9 protein-coding genes and 4 pseudogenes are annotated in these 17,500 nt (G+C 42.1%); 8 read left to right on the top strand and 5 right to left on the bottom strand.

Going from position 1 to position 17,500, the window contains the following annotated elements; genetic code table 11:
- Window positions 1-28 precede the first annotated feature (28 nt).
- The 4 genes and pseudogenes from E3U36_RS05010 to E3U36_RS04995 all read left to right on the top strand — a co-directional run bounded on the left by E3U36_RS05010 (window position 29) and on the right by E3U36_RS04995 (window position 6,645).
- Window positions 29-952 (top strand): IS5 family transposase, encoded by a 924-nt coding sequence (locus E3U36_RS05010; protein WP_180815966.1) that lies wholly within the window; start codon window positions 29-31, stop codon window positions 950-952.
- A 710-nt stretch (window positions 953-1,662) separates the two neighbouring features.
- Window positions 1,663-2,642 (top strand): annotated as a pseudogene (locus E3U36_RS05005) (virulence RhuM family protein).
- A pseudogene (locus tag E3U36_RS05000) lies at window positions 2,639-5,922 on the top strand (type I restriction endonuclease subunit R). The pseudogenes E3U36_RS05005 and E3U36_RS05000 overlap by 4 nt, the downstream one beginning before the upstream one ends.
- A 3-nt stretch (window positions 5,923-5,925) precedes the next feature.
- Entirely contained in the window at window positions 5,926-6,645 is a 720-nt protein-coding gene (locus E3U36_RS04995; RefSeq protein ID WP_439647280.1) for a M48 family metallopeptidase, read from the top strand.
- Window positions 6,646-7,001: 356 nt separating this feature from the next.
- Here E3U36_RS04995 and E3U36_RS04990 read toward each other — a convergent pair whose 3' ends face one another.
- Window positions 7,002-7,838 (bottom strand): restriction endonuclease, encoded by an 837-nt coding sequence (locus E3U36_RS04990; RefSeq protein WP_180817303.1) that lies wholly within the window; start codon window positions 7,836-7,838, stop codon window positions 7,002-7,004.
- 748 nt (window positions 7,839-8,586) lie between these two features.
- Here E3U36_RS04990 and E3U36_RS04985 point away from each other — a divergent pair.
- On the top strand, window positions 8,587-9,510 hold the full coding sequence (locus E3U36_RS04985) for an IS5 family transposase (protein ID WP_180817302.1): 924 nt from the start codon (window positions 8,587-8,589) through the stop codon (window positions 9,508-9,510).
- Between the two features lie 456 nt (window positions 9,511-9,966).
- On the opposite strand, the pseudogene fruA reads toward E3U36_RS04985, so the two are convergent.
- The 3 genes and pseudogenes from fruA to fruB all read right to left on the bottom strand — a co-directional run bounded on the left by fruA (window position 9,967) and on the right by fruB (window position 13,750).
- Window positions 9,967-11,664, bottom strand: a pseudogene (gene fruA, locus E3U36_RS04980) (PTS fructose transporter subunit IIBC).
- 11 nt (window positions 11,665-11,675) lie between these two features.
- Complete coding sequence (gene fruK, locus E3U36_RS04975) at window positions 11,676-12,617, bottom strand: 1-phosphofructokinase (RefSeq protein ID WP_180817301.1); 942 nt, start codon at window positions 12,615-12,617, stop codon at window positions 11,676-11,678.
- Complete coding sequence (gene fruB, locus E3U36_RS04970) at window positions 12,614-13,750, bottom strand: fused PTS fructose transporter subunit IIA/HPr protein (RefSeq protein ID WP_180817300.1); 1,137 nt, start codon at window positions 13,748-13,750, stop codon at window positions 12,614-12,616. The genes fruK and fruB overlap by 4 nt, the downstream gene beginning before the upstream one ends.
- 553 nt (window positions 13,751-14,303) lie before the next feature.
- Here fruB and E3U36_RS04965 point away from each other — a divergent pair.
- The 3 genes and pseudogenes from E3U36_RS04965 (at window position 14,304) to E3U36_RS13175 (ending at window position 16,116) form a co-directional block, all read left to right on the top strand.
- On the top strand, window positions 14,304-15,227 hold the full coding sequence (locus E3U36_RS04965; RefSeq protein ID WP_180817299.1) for an IS5 family transposase: 924 nt from the start codon (window positions 14,304-14,306) through the stop codon (window positions 15,225-15,227).
- Between the two features lie 62 nt (window positions 15,228-15,289).
- The gene (locus tag E3U36_RS04960) at window positions 15,290-15,427 is read left to right on the top strand and encodes a hypothetical protein (RefSeq protein WP_180817298.1); all 138 of its coding nucleotides are present in this window, start codon (window positions 15,290-15,292) and stop codon (window positions 15,425-15,427) included.
- A gap of 6 nt (window positions 15,428-15,433) precedes the next feature.
- Window positions 15,434-16,116 (top strand): annotated as a pseudogene (locus E3U36_RS13175) (aminotransferase class V-fold PLP-dependent enzyme).
- Between the two features lie 74 nt (window positions 16,117-16,190).
- Here the strand turns inward: E3U36_RS13175 and tcdA are convergent.
- Window positions 16,191-17,000 carry a tRNA cyclic N6-threonylcarbamoyladenosine(37) synthase TcdA gene (gene tcdA / locus E3U36_RS04940; protein WP_180817297.1) on the bottom strand — a complete coding sequence of 270 codons (810 nt, stop codon included), beginning with the start codon at window positions 16,998-17,000 and terminating at the stop codon, window positions 16,191-16,193.
- Window positions 17,001-17,500 lie beyond the last annotated feature (500 nt).

The following is a 17,500-nucleotide window of genomic DNA, read 5'->3' as shown; positions in this document are numbered from 1 at the left end:
GCTAAATTCGTTTCAACATCAGGTCCCCATGGCAAAGCAAAAGTTTAAAATTACCAACTGGCCCGCGTACAACAAGGCACTCAGACAACGCGGTTCCCTGACGGTCTGGCTTGATGAGTCGGCCATCGCTGGATGGACTGACAGTTCTTCGCCTGAAGGTCGTGGCCGGCCGCTTTACTACAGCGATATGGCTGTTACCACTGTCCTGATGATGAAGCGTGTGTTTAACCTGTCGCTCCGGGCATTACAGGGCTTCGTTGATTCGATTTTTAAACTCATGTCTTTGCCGCTGTGCTGTCCGGACTACTCGCTGGTCAGCAGACGAGCAAAGAGCGTCAACATCAGCATAAAAACGCCAACGCGTGGTGAAATCTCGCATCTGGTCATCGACAGTACCGGTCTGAAGGTCTTTGGCGAAGGTGAATGGAAAGTCAGGCAGCATGGGGCTGACAGACGAAGAGTGTGGCGCAAGCTTCATCTGGCAGCAGACAGTGTGACTCATGAGATTATCTGTGCCGACTTATCGCTCAGCGGAACGACAGATGCGCAGGCACTGCCGGGCCTTATTAACCAAACCCACCGGAAAATCAGGGAAGTGTCAGCAGACGGTGCTTATGACGCCTGTTACTGCCACGATGCGTTGCTAAGAAAGAAAATCAGGCCCCTTATCCCGCCGCGAAGCGGAGCGAAATACTGGCCGGACAAGTACCATGAACGTAACCATGCGGTGGCGAATCAGCGTCTGAGCAGGAGTAATGATATGTGGAAAAAGAAAGTGGGTTATCACCGGCGTTCAGTGGCAGAAACAGCGATGTTCCGCATAAAAACTTTGCTGGGTGGCCATCTGAGCCTGCGTGACTATGAGGCTCAGGTAGGTGAAGCAATGGCGATGGTCAAAGCGCTGAACCGTATGACGTTGTTGGGTATGCCACACAGCGTCAGGATCGGATAACAGCTGTAGCAGAGGGAGCCATCCTATCGGCTAATTCTGATTTATTCAACAAAGCCGAGATATTGGAGAAATAAAAAGTGCAGGTGTTGACAAAAAAATTGTAGAAGGTGAAATACCTGTTCGTTTGTTAAATTTCACCGACGTATTCAAGAAAACATTCATATTCTCTAATGACATCAATCATTGGGTTACTGCGCCATATGCTAAGGTTGATGGGTGTAGTGTACTGAAGGGTGACGTATTCTTCACTCCATCGTCAGAAACCAGGGATGAAGTAGGTATGTCTGCTGTGATTGCAACTGATATTGACAGCTGTTGCTATAGCTATCATATAGTCAGATTCAGAATTAAAGAAGTTTGGGATTTAAACTTTAAAGCATTTGCCTTTTCCACCCCCTCGTTCAGAAGGCAAGTTTCATTGCTTGCAGACGGGAGTGGCCAGAGGTATGTAGTATCTCAAGATGGGTTCAGAAGTGTCATGATTTCATACCCGTCAATAGAGGAACAGCATGAGATAGGTAAAGTCCTTAGGTTGTCTGAAAAAAAACTATCACTTTAGAAAAAAAACTCCACCACCTAAAACAAGAAAAAAAAGCCCTGATGCAGCAACTGCTAACCGGTAAACGCCGGGTGAAAAAGGAGGCGGCATAATGGATAAACAGTTGGCCCCGGCGGGTTAATTTCTGCTATTTTAAAGTGACGATGACCGTGTGCGGGTTGAATGCCGATTTGAAGCGGAAACGCTCTGGCTCTCTCAGGCAACAATGGCAGAGCTATACGCTAAAGATGTGCGCACCATCAATGAACATCTGGTCAACATTTTTGCTGAAGGTGAACTTGCTCAAACTTCAACTATCCGGAAATTCCGGATAGTTCGTTTATAGGGTAAGCGGCAGGTTGCTAGGGAGATTGACCACTATAACCTTGAAGCTGTACTGGCAGTCGGTTACCGTGTTCGTTCCACTCGTGTACCCAGTTTCGCCAATGGGCCACTCAAATCTTGCAGGAATATCTGATTAAAGGTTTTGTTATGGACGATGAGCGACTGAAAAATCCGCCGTTCGGCTCATCGATAATACCCGATTACTTTGGTGAGATGCTGGAACGCATCCGTGATATTCGTGCCAGTGAGCGACGTGTTTATTTGCGGGTACGGGAAATCTTTGCCCTGGCGGCGGACTATCAGCCCTCACTGAAAGAGACCAGCCGTTTTTTCCAGGCCATTCAGAATAAGCTGCATTTCGCTTGTACAGGGAAAACGGCCGCTGAGCTTATCCACCAGCGGGCCGATGCTAGTCTTCCGCATTGGGGCTGACCAGTTTTAAGGGTGGCGAAGTGCGCAAAGGAGATGTAACTGTCGGCAAAAATTATCTCAATCAAGATGAAATTAATGAACTAAACCTGGTGGTCAATATGTGGCTGGATTTTGCCGAAGATCAGGCCCGACGACGGCAGCAGATATTTTTACGTGACTGGCAGGAAAAGCTGGATCAATTTCTGCAATTGAACGATCGCAACTTATTGCAAGGTGCAAGGCTCAATCAGTAAAAAAATGGCAAACAACAAAGCCCAGGCTGAATATGAACATTTTGCTGAACAGCGGCGTCGTTTAAAAGAGGCTGAAGGCGAGCGGGATATCAGCGAGTTATTGCAGTGGCAAGCTAAACCAAAAGCTAAGGATGAGTCATGAATATACAGCACCCGCCAAAATTTCAGGAGGAGTACAGCGCTAAAGGCCCGGCGCTGGCATTGCTTTCTAATCTCGGCTGGTCATATCTTACACCTGAAGCGTCGCTGATTGTCCGAGGTAATAAGCCAGATCAAGTGTTATTAAGCCAAATTTTGCGCCAACAACTGGCGAAGCGTACTTTTACCTTTGCCGTTCGGGATTACCCACTTTCTGATAAATCCATCGATAACTTGGTAGCCGAAGTAAATAGTCCGGCACTAAATGAAGGTTTGCTCACTGCCAATGAGCGGCTCTATAACCACCTGATGTATGGCATTTCTGTCACTGAATTTATCGACGGTAAAAAGGCTAATCCTACGATTGCTCTGATTGACTGGCATAACCCTACCAATAATAGCTATGTGTTTACTGAAGAGTTCAATGTCACCCGTTCCATTGGAATTTAATCACGCAGGCCGGATATTGTTTGCTGTATTAATGGTATTCCTCTAGTTGTGATTGAAGCCAAGCGGCCTGATGGCAATGCTAAAAAAGGGCTAACTATTGATGAAGGGATTTCGCAAAGCCTGCGTAATCAGCGCCACGATGAAATTCCGCATTTGTTTGTCTATAGCCAGTTGCTGTTATCCATCAATGGTCATGAGGGTCGCTATGCTACTTGTGGTACGCCTGCCAAGTTCTGGGCAAACTGGCGCGAAGAAGACATCTCCGACGCGGAAATGTATGCCATCAAGAATCGCTTGTGCTCTACTGAACAATTCACTAGGTTGTTCAGTCATCGTTCAGCTGAGGTTGTGGCCTGGTATCAACAACTGGTTTCTAATGGTGAATTGGCTGTCACCGGCCAGGATCAGATGTTAATCAGCCTATTGTCGCCTACTAGTTTGTTGGAGATGACGCGTTTCTTCACTCTGTTTGATAAAAAAGTGGGTAAAGTGGTAGCCCGTTATCAGCAGGGGTTTGGCATAAAGCGCCTGCTTGAACGTATCAACACCCATCGACCTGATGGCGGCCGTGAAGGCGGAGTTAGCTGGCATACCACCGGTTCCGGAAAATCATTCACTATTGTTTTCCTGAGTAAGATGCTGATCCTACATGAAACTCTAAAGCAGTGCCGTATTGTGGTAGTGACTGATCGTATCGATCTGGAGAAACAACTCAGTCGCACTTTTATTTCGGGTGGCGAACTGTCAGGGAAGCGAGATAAAGCGTCAGCTATCGCTACCTCCGGCACGCGGCTGGCGGAGCAGATTGGTAAAGGGACTGAGCGCATCATCTTTTCGTTGATTCAGAAGTTCAATACCGCTACCCGGTTGCCTGAATGCGTTAATACCAGCTCGGATATCATCGTATTGATTGATGAAGGCCATCGTAGCCAGGGGGGTGAAAATTATATCCGAATGAAGCAGGCGCTGCCTAATGCTGCCTTTGTTGCCTTCACCGGCACGCCGTTGTTGAAAGAAGATAAAACCACCAATAAGTTTGGCCCTATTGTGCATGCCTATACCATGCAGCGAGCGGTAGAGGACAAAACGGTCACCCCACTGCTTTACGAAGAGCGTATTCCTGATCTTGATGTTAATGAACGCGCAATTGATAGCTGGTTTGAACTTATTACCGAGGGTCTGAGTGACGAACAAAAAACTGACCTTAAGCGTAAGTTTGCCCGAAAGGGGCAAATTTATAGTACCGACGATCGTATCAGCCTGATTGCACTAGATATCGCCAATCACTTCGTGAAGAACATTGACGATGGTTTAAAAGGCCAGCTGGCCTGTGACAGCAAAGCTTCTGCTATAAAATATAAAAAGTACCTTGATGAAGCCGGGCTATTTGAATCGGCGGTTGTCATCAGTCCCCCTGATAGCCGTGAAGGCAATACTGAGGTTGATGAAGCTACCACGCCTGAAGTAACTCAATGGTGGAAAGATAATATCGGTTCGCAGAATGAGCAGGTTTATACGCAGCATGTTATTGAACGTTTTGAAAAAGACGACACGTTGAAAATGTTGATTGTGGTCGATAAGTTACTGACTGGCTTTGATGAGCCGAAGAATGCGGTGCTCTATATCGACAAGCCGCTAAAAGGTCACAACCTGATCCAGGCGATTGCTCGTGTTAACCGTCTGCATCCGCAAAAGAAGTTTGGCTTGTTAATCGATTATCGTGGCATTCTTAGCGAGCTGGATACTACGATTGAGAAATATCAGAAGCTTGCATCCCGCACCCAGGGCGGTTACGACATCAACGATCTGGTAGGCCTTTACAACCAGATGAGCACGGAATACAAACGTTTGCCCCAACTGCATAAAAACCTGTGGGCGATTTTTGCGGCTGTAAAGAATAAACATGACATTGAGCAACTGCGCCAGGTACTGATACCGCGTATTGAAGAGCATGACGGCGAACTGGTGGATATCCATCTTAAGGTACTGAAGATTTCTATGAAGCGCTGACGGCGTTTGCCAGTTGCCTTAAGGTGGCGTTGCAATCTGCCACTTTCTTTGAGGATAAGAGCTTTAGTGATGACGATCGCCGTCTCTATAAGGAGACGGTGAAGCAGTTCTCCAGCTTTCGTCAGCTAGTGCAGCAGGATGCTGGTGAACGCATTGATTACGACGTGTACACTGAGCAGGTGAAAAAACTGTTGAATAAGCAAGTGGTTGGCGTGGAAGTCCGCGAGCCTGATGGGGTGTATGAAGTTAGACTAATGGGGCAACGTCAGCAACCAGAAGAGTGGAGTGAGGAGAAAACCCGCAACGAAACCGATATTATTAAAACCCGCGTCACCCGTATGATCGAGCAGCAACTATATGACGACCCCTACGCGCAGGAGGCTTTTTCTAAACTGTTGCGTCAGGCAATTGAGGAAGCAGAAAAGCTTTTTCACCATCCGCTGAAACAATATTTGCTGTTCCGTGAGTTCGAAGAGCAAGTGCAGAGGCGTCAGCTTAGTGATATTCCCGATGCGTTTTACGGTAATCATCATGCTCAGGCTTATTTTGGCGTATTTAGAAAGATTTTGCCGGAGGTTTTCACCATTTCCGACCCCCAGATACAGGAACAGTGGGTGAAGTTGGCATTTACCCTCGATCAACTGGTTGATCGTTCGGTTGCAGAAAACTAGATTAATCCACAAAACATTGAGGCGGATATTCGTAAGAAGCTGCTGCCATTGATGTTTAAAGAGTTCAAAGTTATTGGTGGTGGGATGGAACAAGCCAAAAAGATTGTGGAAATGATCGTGCAAATTACCCGTGTCGGGTTGAGTGGGATTTAAGTTTTGTCTGTTCAATGTTCACCGCGCTCAATGTGTTTTCTCTATGGTAATGAGCGAATTTACTTCGACTGCATTCCCCGCCACCAGGTAACCGAGCGCGTGTTAATTAAAGTGCACCCGAATTGCCGGGTGATAGTGTCCGCCCCTGAGGGAGCCGACGCTCAAGCAGTACTAAATGCAGTGAAAAAACGTCGCAGTTGGATTTATCAGCAATTGCGTGATTTTCGCCAACAGCTGGCTTACATCACTCCACGCAAATATATTAGTGGGGAAAGCCACTATTACTTGGGTAAACAATATCAGTTAAAGGTTTTGGAAGAGCCCGCCAGTACACGGGGCGTAAAAATGCTACGAGGCAAACTGGAAGTCATTTCGCACCATGGGGACGCAGAAAAGGTCCGGCAGTTGTTGATTCACTGGTATAAAATCCGAGCTAAAGAGGTCTTTAGCAGACGATTGGATGCGATGCTTGAGCAGGCGCTATGGGTAAGTGAACGTCCTCAACTGCGCCTTTTAACCATGCAGACTCAATGGGGCAGTTGTTCACCTAATGGTCGGCTGACACTAAATCCCTATTTAGTCAAAGCTCCGCGCGAATGCATCGATTACCTGATCCTGCATGAGCTGTGCCATATCGCCGAACATAATCACAGCGAGCTCTTTTATCGGCTAATGGGGCAGGTTATGCCGGAATGGGAAATTATAAAAACGCGGCTGGATTAGATGGCGGGGGTGATATTTTCTGATTTATGATGTGGAGATTAGATTTTCCCTTGGTCAGCAAAATGGGGAACCGTGGTGTATATGTTCATCTTCGTCTTCATCTTCTTCATAAGTTGCAAGTACATTTGGTTGCTGAGCAACTAACTAATTTATAGCTGATTGGTTTGATAACCAATCTAATAAAAACATTATCAGGGATGTATCTATGGCAGTTCCTACTTACGATAAATTTATTGAGCCAGTACTCCACTTTCTGGCTGGAAAACCTGATGGTGTGCAGGCTAGTGATCTTCAATATCTTTTATGTTAGACCTACAGTCATCTTTATTAAGCTTTGAAGAAATTGATAGTTAAAATTATTGTTCAAAATAATCCATATCAAGTTTTGGCAGTTTAATTAGTTGTGAGCTAACGCCAACTTCATTATCCATCATTAAATTAACCAAACGCTTGCCATCAATTAGCACTAATCCTTCAACCGATTTGGCAAAATCGATAGCATGAGCGGTATAGCCTGAGGTGGTAATAAAAATACCACGTTTCGCTTTTTGCCCTGCAAGGGCTCCATAGAATGCTTGTAGTTCAGGGCGTCCGACAGTAGTTTGCCAACGTTTCGCCTGTACATAAACTCTTTCCAGTCCTAGCTTATCTAGCGAAATAATACCATCGATGCCAGCATTTCCTGTGCCACCTACACGCTGTAGGTCATCGCGATGACCGCCATGGCCAAGCTTGTGAAGAACATCTAAAACGATCACTTCAAATCGATTATAAGATACTTGAAGTAAATTTTCCAGCAAATCAATGGCTATCGCATCGCGAATTTCTTTTACTGCATCTGGATTTGTTTTTAACCTCACGTCTATAAAATCAAAGGCAAGGTGGTCGATCTGCTCTTTACTAAGAGGAAAAGGGTTGTTTTTAATCCATTCTAAACCTGCATCCGTTAGACACCATTTTCCGCGTGATAAACTTTGTAAAAGTCCCGCGCGTTTTAGTCGATCGTGTGCCCAACCTGAACGATTTTTATAAATGAGTTGACCACTGGAAACAAGTTCAGAGCGTTGGTTTTCATCAAGCCCTAAAAGTTCTGCTGCACCTTCATGAACCACTTTCGCGGCTACGCCTTCAGGATGATGTTTTAAAAAACACAATACAGGCTCAATAAATTTATCATAAGTTGGGACCGCCATAGAAATCCTTTATCAAGGTGATACTTAACGTTAATTTCTCTACTATGACACCTAATTTTTCTGATGTTAAGTTTGATCTTTGTTTTTGAAAGAATTAAATGGGAATATTCATCTAGAAATTTTATTTAATATATTGAATGGTAAAACTATTTGGCGGTCTTCGGTTAATATTCATCCATTATATTATTTGCTTGAATATTCTCAATACCTTAATCACAAAGTAGTATGTAGTACCACTTTACTGAGTTTTTATTTACAACATCAAAATATTGTTATCTTGCTCCAGTTTGTGTAAGAGATAATTATTTTTTTAGAAGAAGTGTTATCAACCAAAAAACACATACTCATCCATAATCCAAGTCAATCTAAAGTAGCCGGTTTAGCTTCCAATCAGCCTTGCCACCAACTGCTATTCAATTATCATTTTCAATCTATTAGGCCAATTGGCTAATGGGAAGTTTAGCGGCAAATTATGCCAATGTAGCTGCATCAGCTTAGTGGGTTAATTAAAAGCGCTAAAGACAATCAAGCCTAGTAATAAACGGATAAATTAGCGGCAACTGAAGGATTATATTTAATCTAAGGGGAATTTTGAAAACTAACATAATTAACCCAAAAGTTTGATCAAAAAGAGATCAAATCATTAAAGTAGATTGAGTATTACTATTTTCTAGGCTTTGTTGAATAAATCGAACTTTTAGGTGATTGGCGGAGCTGATCGCTAAATTCGTTTCAACATCAGGTCCCCATGGCAAAGCAAAAGTTTAAAATTACCAACTGGCCCGCGTACAACAAGGCACTCAGACAACGCGGTTCCCTGACGGTCTGGCTTGATGAGTCGGCCATCGCTGGATGGACTGACAGTTCTTCGCCTGAAGGTCGTGGCCGGCCGCTTTACTACAGCGATATGGCTGTTACCACTGTCCTGATGATGAAGCGTGTGTTTAACCTGTCGCTCCGGGCATTACAGGGCTTCGTTGATTCGATTTTTAAACTCATGTCTTTGCCGCTGTGCTGTCCGGACTACTCGCTGGTCAGCAGACGAGCAAAGAGCGTAAACATCAGCATAAAAACGCCAACGCGTGGTGAAATCTCGCATCTGGTCATCGACAGTACCGGTCTGAAGGTCTTTGGCGAAGGTGAATGGAAAGTCAGGCAGCATGGGGCTGACAGACGAAGAGTGTGGCGCAAGCTTCATCTGGCAGCAGACAGTGTGAATCATGAGATTATCTGTGCCGACTTATCGCTCAGCGGAACGACAGATGCGCAGGCACTGCCGGGCCTGATTAACCAAACCCACCGGAAAATCAGGGAAGTGTCAGCAGACGGTGCTTATGACGCCTGTTACTGCCACGACGCGTTGCTAAGAAAGAAAATCAGGCCCCTTATCCCGCCGCGAAGCAGAGCGAAATACTGGCAGGACAAGTACCATGAACGTAACCATGCGGTGGCGAATCAGCGTCTGAGCAGGAGTAATGATATGTGGAAAAAGAAAGTGGGTTATCAACGGCGTTCAGTGGCAGAAACAGCGATGTTCCGCATAAAAACTTTGCTGGGTGGCCATCTGAGGCTGCGTGACTATGAGGCTCAGGTAGGTGAAGCAATGGCGATGGTCAAAGCGCTGAACCGTATGACGTTGTTGGGTATGCCACCCAGCGTCAGGATCGGATAACAGCTGTAGCAGAGGGAGCCATCCTGGCGGCTAATTCTGATTTATTCAACAAAGCCCTTTTCGGCAGCAATAAGAAAATATTATAATAATATAATCTATCTATATTAGCGTAAATCAACATGATTTAATTGCTGATAGAATAGGATTATTTTTACTAAATTTAAATTTAAATTTAGTGATTTATGAGTAAATAAAGATTTAACTCATGTACATATGTTAGTGAGTGGCTGGTTGAATGGTAAATTGGCTGCTAGTGACAATCAATATCAAATAAATGAGATCTCTATTTAGTCAGCAATCAGACATCTATTTATTTTAAGACATTTGGCATCAAAATTAGTACAGAGCCTGAACCGGTAAGTAAGATTGATACTACAATATTCTTTGTTTAGTTTGAATATCGATTAATGATTATTTTTGTCATTAACAATATATTTTTTGTTAATGACAAAATAATTAGTTGAGTATTTTTTTATTCAATGAAGCGTCGACTTCTGATCTTTTTAAGTACGCATATAATATTGCGCTGATTAAAGTCCCACTGATAATTGCTAACCGATAAGCAATAATTGGTTGTACCACCCCAGGGATCAACATAACAAACAGCCCACCATGCGGCGCCATTAGCGTTACATGAAAATACATCGATAATGCACCGGTAATTGCCCCGCCGAGCATACAGATAGGTAATACCCGCATCGGATCACGAGCAGCAAAGGAAATATCGCCTTCAGAAATAAAGCATAGACCTAATATGAACTCTGCTTTGCCGCCTTCACGTTCATTAGATGAAAATTTATGACGAGCAAATAATGTTGCAAGGCCCATTGCTAAAGGGGGCACCATACCAGCCGCCATAATGGCTGCCATAGGTCCATAAGTTTGGGCACTTAATAACGCGACACCAAATGCATAAGAAGCTTTATTAACTGGTCCTCCCATATCTGTACACATCATCGCACCTTAAAATAACACCTAAGATCACCGCATTAGTTGTACCTATGTTGGTTAGCCATTCGGTAAGAGCTGTCATTACCCAGGAAACGGGATTACCGATAATATAGATCATGACTAAGCCAGTTATTAATGTGGCGAACAATGGCACGATTAAGATTGGTTTTAGGGACACCATACTTTTAGGTAATGGAAAGTGTTGATTGAGTAATTTGGCGACATAGCCAGCCAGAAAACCGGCAATAATACCACCAAGAAAACCGGCATTGGTGCTAACCGCTAGCATGCCACCAACTAATCCAGGCGTTAAGCCAGTTCTATCGGCAATCGAGTAAGCTATATAACCAGATAAAATCGGTACCATGAGGGCTAAAGCAGTGTGTTTACTAATTTGCATTAATGCAGCAGCTAATGTGCCTGGTTGTTCGGCTGCATCTAAACCAAACATAAAAGAGAGAGCGATACAAAGCCCACCGGCTACTACCATGGGGAACATGTAAGAAACACCAGTAAGTAGATTACGATAGATGCCTTGAGTTGCTGTTTTCTCAGTTAACTTGTCTGAGCTATTTTTTACTTTGTGAGGTTGATAATATTCAGCTGTAGTTAATGCATTATCCATTTCTTGTGCTGTTCTTTTTAAGGCGGCACTTGTTGAGGTATGATAAATACGTTTACCGGCAAATTTCGTTAAATCAACTTCAATATCTGTAGCAGCAATAATAAAATCGGCGTTATTAATCTCTGCTGAGCTAATTTCATTGCCTGTTCCTACCGAACCACGTGTTTCTACTTTGATTTGCCAGCCGCGCTTTTTAGCTTCAATTTCTAAGGCTTCTGCTGCCATAAAAGTATGAGCTACCCGAGTAGGACAAGCAGTCACGGCTAAAACACGCTGATTTTTTGCCGCCGCTGGTTTGCTAAAATTGACCTTTTCCACACTAATCGCTGCTTTTTTGGCTATAGAGAGAATTTTTTCTGACTTACATATTGTCTGTGCTTCATCAGTAAAAAAACTTTTTTACCAGTTAATTGGTATTCATTAGATATATTTTCACCAATAACAATAATTAGTTCCGCTTCTGCAATATTATCCGTTAATTTTAAGGATTGTTGTTATATCTGTTGACATAATATTTGCTTAGCAAGATAGGTTCTTGGTGGCATTTCTGGTGAATGGACAATAGCAATTGTTTTCATCAGGATATTCCTTATATTTGAAATGGGATCAGCTCAACACGGTTCATCATTTTTGTCAGTTGTTGCCGATCCATGCCCCTAACATTACCTTGGCTGACTGATATGGCACTGATAGCGGTTGCTAAACGCAATGTATGCTCACTGGTTTTTTGCATCATTAAGCCATAGATTAAACCGCCTACCATGGCATCACCTGCGCCAACTGTACTAACGACCTGGCATTTCGGTGGCGCGGCTAACCAGGCACCGGACGAGTTGACCCACATTGCACCTTCTTCACCCAAGGAAATGACAACGTGAGCAATGCCTTGAGTGCGTAATTGCTGTGCTGCTTTGGCAATTTCTTGATAGCTAGGTAAGGGGTGGCCAATCCAGCTTTCTAATTCATGTCGATTTGGTTTTACCAACCAAGGATTGGCTTTTAAACCAGCAATCAATGCTTCTCGGCTACTATCAAATATGACGCACATACATTGATCACGTAGCTGTTTCATCCAGTCAGTAAAATCATCTAAATCGATACCTTTGGGTAAACTACCACTTACACATACCATATCAAATTGGCTTAACCAGCTCAGTGAATCTTGAGCAAAATGCTGCCAATCCTGTTTGTTGACTTCAAAACCGGAAAAATTAAAATCACTAACTACACTATTTTTTTCTGTCAATTTGAAATTAATTCGAGTTCTACCTTCGATGACATGAAAACGATTTATGATCCCGCGTTCCTTAAAATCCTGTTGGAAACCGGTTAAATTTTCTTTCCCTAAAAAACCACCAACAGTGACATTAATATTTAGATTTTTTAATGTATTAGCAACATTAATGCCTTTACCTGCTGGATATAATCCATGGGTTTTAACTAAGTTAACGGCACCTTTTTCAATATTGTCTAGCATACCGACTAAATCATAGGCGGGATTTAATGTAATGGTAGCAACCTTACTTTTCATGCAATTTCCTCATCCATATTAGCGCTAATGACCTGTTCAATAGCATGTAAGGTTGCTTGGGCGTCAGGGCCACTGATCTTAAATTGGATACGATGATTTTGACGTGCAACTAATCCAATGACACTCATTATATTATGGCCATTGGCGGGAATTCCGCTTCCATCCAAATTAGTAATAGTGACTTTGCTATTAAATTTTTTTATTGTATTAACTAATTGTGAACTTGGGCGTGCATGTAATCCATGTTTATTGTTTAACGTAAACTCCACGGATAGTGTCTCTTTTTCTTCGTTTGTTTCAGTCGTTAGCAAGCTAAATACTTGTACGGCATTTGATGCTTGTAATAATTTCGCTATTTTTTTATCGATCAATAAATTGGCCAGGTGATTTAAAGTATTATTAGCTAGATTATCTTTGCATGATAGCGTGATAAGTAGGCAAAGTTGATGATCTTGATAAGATAAAGGCTCTTTAGGGCGTGCAATGGCCATTGCTGTTTTTAGATTACCTTTTTTACTATCACTCAGCCAGATACCTTGGCCTAAATAAAGCGGTGGATTAGTGATCACATCAACGATAAAATCATTATTGCTGGCATTTGCATCCTGTAAGTGATTAATATTTAACGCTTGTAGTGTCATGATATGGTCGGTATCAACATCTAAAGAGATCATGGAAGCGTTGAAAATGAAGTCATCAATCGACTCTTGGGCAAGCAATATATTATATATTGTGTCTATTGATGTCGTGGTTGCCAATCGCTTGGCAATATTTTCATCACTTAGAATATGTGTCAGTTGTCGTAATAATGTTAAATGTTCCTCTGATTTAGCGGCGATGCCGATGACAATATAAGCTTTGTGGCCATTATCCCAATCTATGCCCTGTGGAAACTGAAATACTTGTACACCTGTCTGTAATACATTATGGAGCGTTTCTACGGTACCATGAGGAATCGCAATACCATTGCCTAAATAAGTTGACGCTTGATTTTCCCTTTTTTGCATACCGATTAGATAATCTGGCGTAACGTAACCCGCATTGATCAATGCTTGGGCAACTTGTGCGATGGCATGTTGTTTATGATCGGCAATTTGTGCTAAATGGATATCTTTTTTAGGCACATCAAACATGTTTTCTCCTATTCACATAAATGAGTGAACGCTGCAGTTTTTATACAGTCAAACCACAAAAGCTATTTTAGGTTTTATTTTATGCAAGCTGAATCGTTTCAATTTGCATATAACTTTAGATAAAAACAGATATATTTATCTAATGGTAATTTTTGTTTTTATGAGTTTGTTCACGAATAAAATGTTTTTTGATTTACTAAACGAAAAAATATAAGCCTAGGTTGGCAAAATAAAAAAATGAAAGTCAGTTGATTGATATAAAAATGTGATCTTAATAGTAGATTAAAATAAAATAATTAAATTTTAGTGATATATATTTTAATTTTGGGAAATATAATGCAACTTTGTTAATTAAAATTAAATTAATGTTGATAATTATTTGTATTTATTTTGCTTTAATCTGCATATAGCAATATTTTTCTGTGTAATATCAAATAGTAGTCTGGCTATTTAGTTATTTTTTGTTGAAGACTAAATAGGCTTTGTTGAATAAATCGAACTTTTAGGTGATTGGCGGAGCTGATCGCTAAATTCGTTTCAACATCAGGTCCCCATGGCAAAGCAAAAGTTTAAAATTACCAACTGGCCCGCGTACAACAAGGCACTCAGACAACGCGGTTCCCTGACGGTCTGGCTTGATGAGTCGGCCATCGCTGGATGGACTGACAGTTCTTCGCCTGAAGGTCGTGGCCGGCCGCTTTACTACAGCGATATGGCTGTTACCACTGTCCTGATGATGAAGCGTGTGTTTAACCTGTCGCTCCGGGCATTACAGGGCTTCGTTTATTCGATTTTTAAACTCATGTCTTTGCCGCTGTGCTGTCCGGACTACTCGCTGGTCAGCAGACGAGCAAAGAGCGTCAACATCAGCATAAAAACGCCAACGCGTGGTGAAATCTCGCATCTGGTCATCGACAGTACCGGTCTGAAGGTCTTTGGCGAAGGTGAATGGAAAGTCAGGCAGCATGGGGCTGACAGACGAAGAGTGTGGCGCAAGCTTCATCTGGCAGCAGACAGTGTGACTCATGAGATTATCTGTGCCGACTTATCGCTAAGCGGAACGACAGATGCGCAGGCACTGCCGGGCCTTATTAACCAAACCCACCGGAAAATCAGGGAAGTGTCAGCAGACGGTGCTTATCACGCCTGTTACTGCCACGATGCGTTGCTAAGAAAGAAAATCAGGCCCCTTATCCCGCCGCGAAGCGGAGCGAAATACTGGCCGGACAAGTACCATGAACGTAACCATGCGGTGGCGAATCAGCGTCTGAGCAGGAGTAATGATATGTGGAAAAAGAAAGTGGGTTATCACCGGCGTTCAGTGGCAGAAACAGCGATGTTCCGCATAAAAACTTTGCTGGGTGGCCATCTGAGGCTGCGTGACTATGAGGCTCAGGTAGGTGAAGCAATGGCGATGGTCAAAGCGCTGAACCGTATGACGTTGTTGGGTATGCCACACAGCGTCAGGATCGGATAACAGCTGTAGCAGAGGGAGCCATCCTGGCGGCTAATTCTGATTTATTCAACAAAGCCGTTTTCATGACAAAAACATTTTCTATAACACAATTTCGCCAATATTTTCCTGCTACTCAACAACAAGACAAAACTATTTTTCTAAACAGCGCAGCAATAGCCCTTAAGCCCAAGAGTATGATCGCGGCCACGGTTGATTACTAATAACATATTAATACCTCCGTTGATCTATGCCAAAATCCTACAGCACAAACAACAACACATATTTATGAACAAACTGGCAAGAAAGTTGCTGAACTGATCAATGCCAATCAAGCCGAGGAAATTATTTGGACAAAAGGTAGTACTGAATCGATTAATTTTATTACACAAGGCTATTTTCGCGCTCGCCTGCAACCTAATGACGAAATAATTGTTAGCGAAATTGAACATCATGCCAATTTGATCCCATGGTTGATAATGGCTGAACAGACTGGTGCTCAAGTCGTTAAATGGCCATTATAAGAACTTAAACAACTGTAAATTAAACACCTAACAACACTTATTAACACAAAAACTCGGATCATTGCCATTAGCTAAATGTCGAATGTTACCGGTGAATAACCCGATATTCAGGCTATCACTAGGCTAGCTTATCAACATAATATTTTAGTCATGATTGATGGTACACAAGGTATTGTGCATCGTGGTATTGATGTACAAGCTTTAGACATTGATTTTTTTGTCTTCTCAGCCCATAAACTGTATGACCCAATAGGATTAGGTATCTGTATCGATTTGAAGCAGGTACGCCAAATATTGCCGGAGTGTTAGCGTTCAACACTGTTATAGACTGGATTAAAGCCATTAATTGGCAACAAGCTGAAAATTACGCTATTGCCTTAACAGATTAGACTGAAAATCAACTCGCTAAATTGCCCAACACGAGCTTTGATCGCTAATAATTAAAAAAATTATTTCATACTTTTTAGCTAGCTATCATTTTACGCTGCAATTTTTTTAATACATGAGAAACAGCAATAAAACCAAAACTAGCAGTTACCATCGTTGCCGCACCCAAACCAGCGGCGCAATCCATACGCATTGTTCCTCCGGCATTACTTTTAGCCTTACAAACGGTTCCATCACTTTGTGGGTACACTAACTGTTCGGTTGAGAAAACACAGTCAATACCCAATGTACCTTTACTATTACTATTTTTAACTATTTTAAAATCACTTTTTAATCTTTCACGTAATTTTGCTGCTAAGGGATCATGGATCGTTTTTGCTAAATCTTTGACTTGGATCTGTGTCGGATCAAGTTGCCCACCAGCCCCTCCAGTTGTGACGACAGGTATTTTATGACGGCGACAATAAGCTAATAAAGCAGCTTTAGGCCGCATGCTATCAATAGCATCAATCACATAATCAAATTGAATAGATATCAACTCAGCTAGATTGCTGGCCGAGACAAAATCATCAATAATATTAACTTGACACTCAGGGTTAATTTGCAAAATACGTGATTTCATCACTTCAACTTTTGATTGACCAATAGTGTTGCTTAATGCATGCAATTGTCGATTAATATTTGTCACGCACACATCATCCAGATCAATCAGAGTAATAGTGCCGATCCCGGTTCTTGCTAATGCTTCCGCTGCCCATGAGCCTACGCCGCCAATACCAACAACACAAATGTGAGAACGAGCAAAAAGCATTAATGCTTTTTGACCATAGAGGCGGCCAATACCTGCGAAGCGCCGCAACCAAGCATCTGAAAGAAGTAATTGCATGTCTAACCTTAGCTAACAAAAATAGCGTGTTCACCAATAATAAAAAAGAAACTAATTTATTAATTCAAATCCTGATTAATCTATTATGATAACAAAAACTAATTCGTTATCTATTCATCTGCATGGCATAGTCAATCATGTGATAACGACTAGAGCATATTATCTTTATCATACTTATCAACTGAATTGCATCTTATTCTGTATTTTTAAATTAGCAATAAATTATACACTACCCCATTTGATAAGATAATTTCCGATAAAATATTTTACTGATTTAAGCTAATCATTAAATAACTATTTTTATATGACCATTAAAAAAGTTATGAATTTATGTTTGTTGATTACATATTTCGCTATCGATTTTTTGCTGACAAAGTATATCAATAATCATGATGGCTAATTTGCATAAAAGAACAAAAAACAATCATCAAGTCTCTTTTATGTACAAAATATAAAAAAATATCGCAATATTTAAGAAAAAAACTTGCATCGGATCTGAT

Origin of the sequence: Arsenophonus endosymbiont of Aphis craccivora, from assembly GCF_013460135.1 — a bacterium.
Taxonomy (GTDB): Bacteria; Pseudomonadota; Gammaproteobacteria; order Enterobacterales; family Enterobacteriaceae; genus Arsenophonus; species Arsenophonus nilaparvatae.
This window is presented reverse-complemented; position numbering and strand designations above follow the sequence as displayed.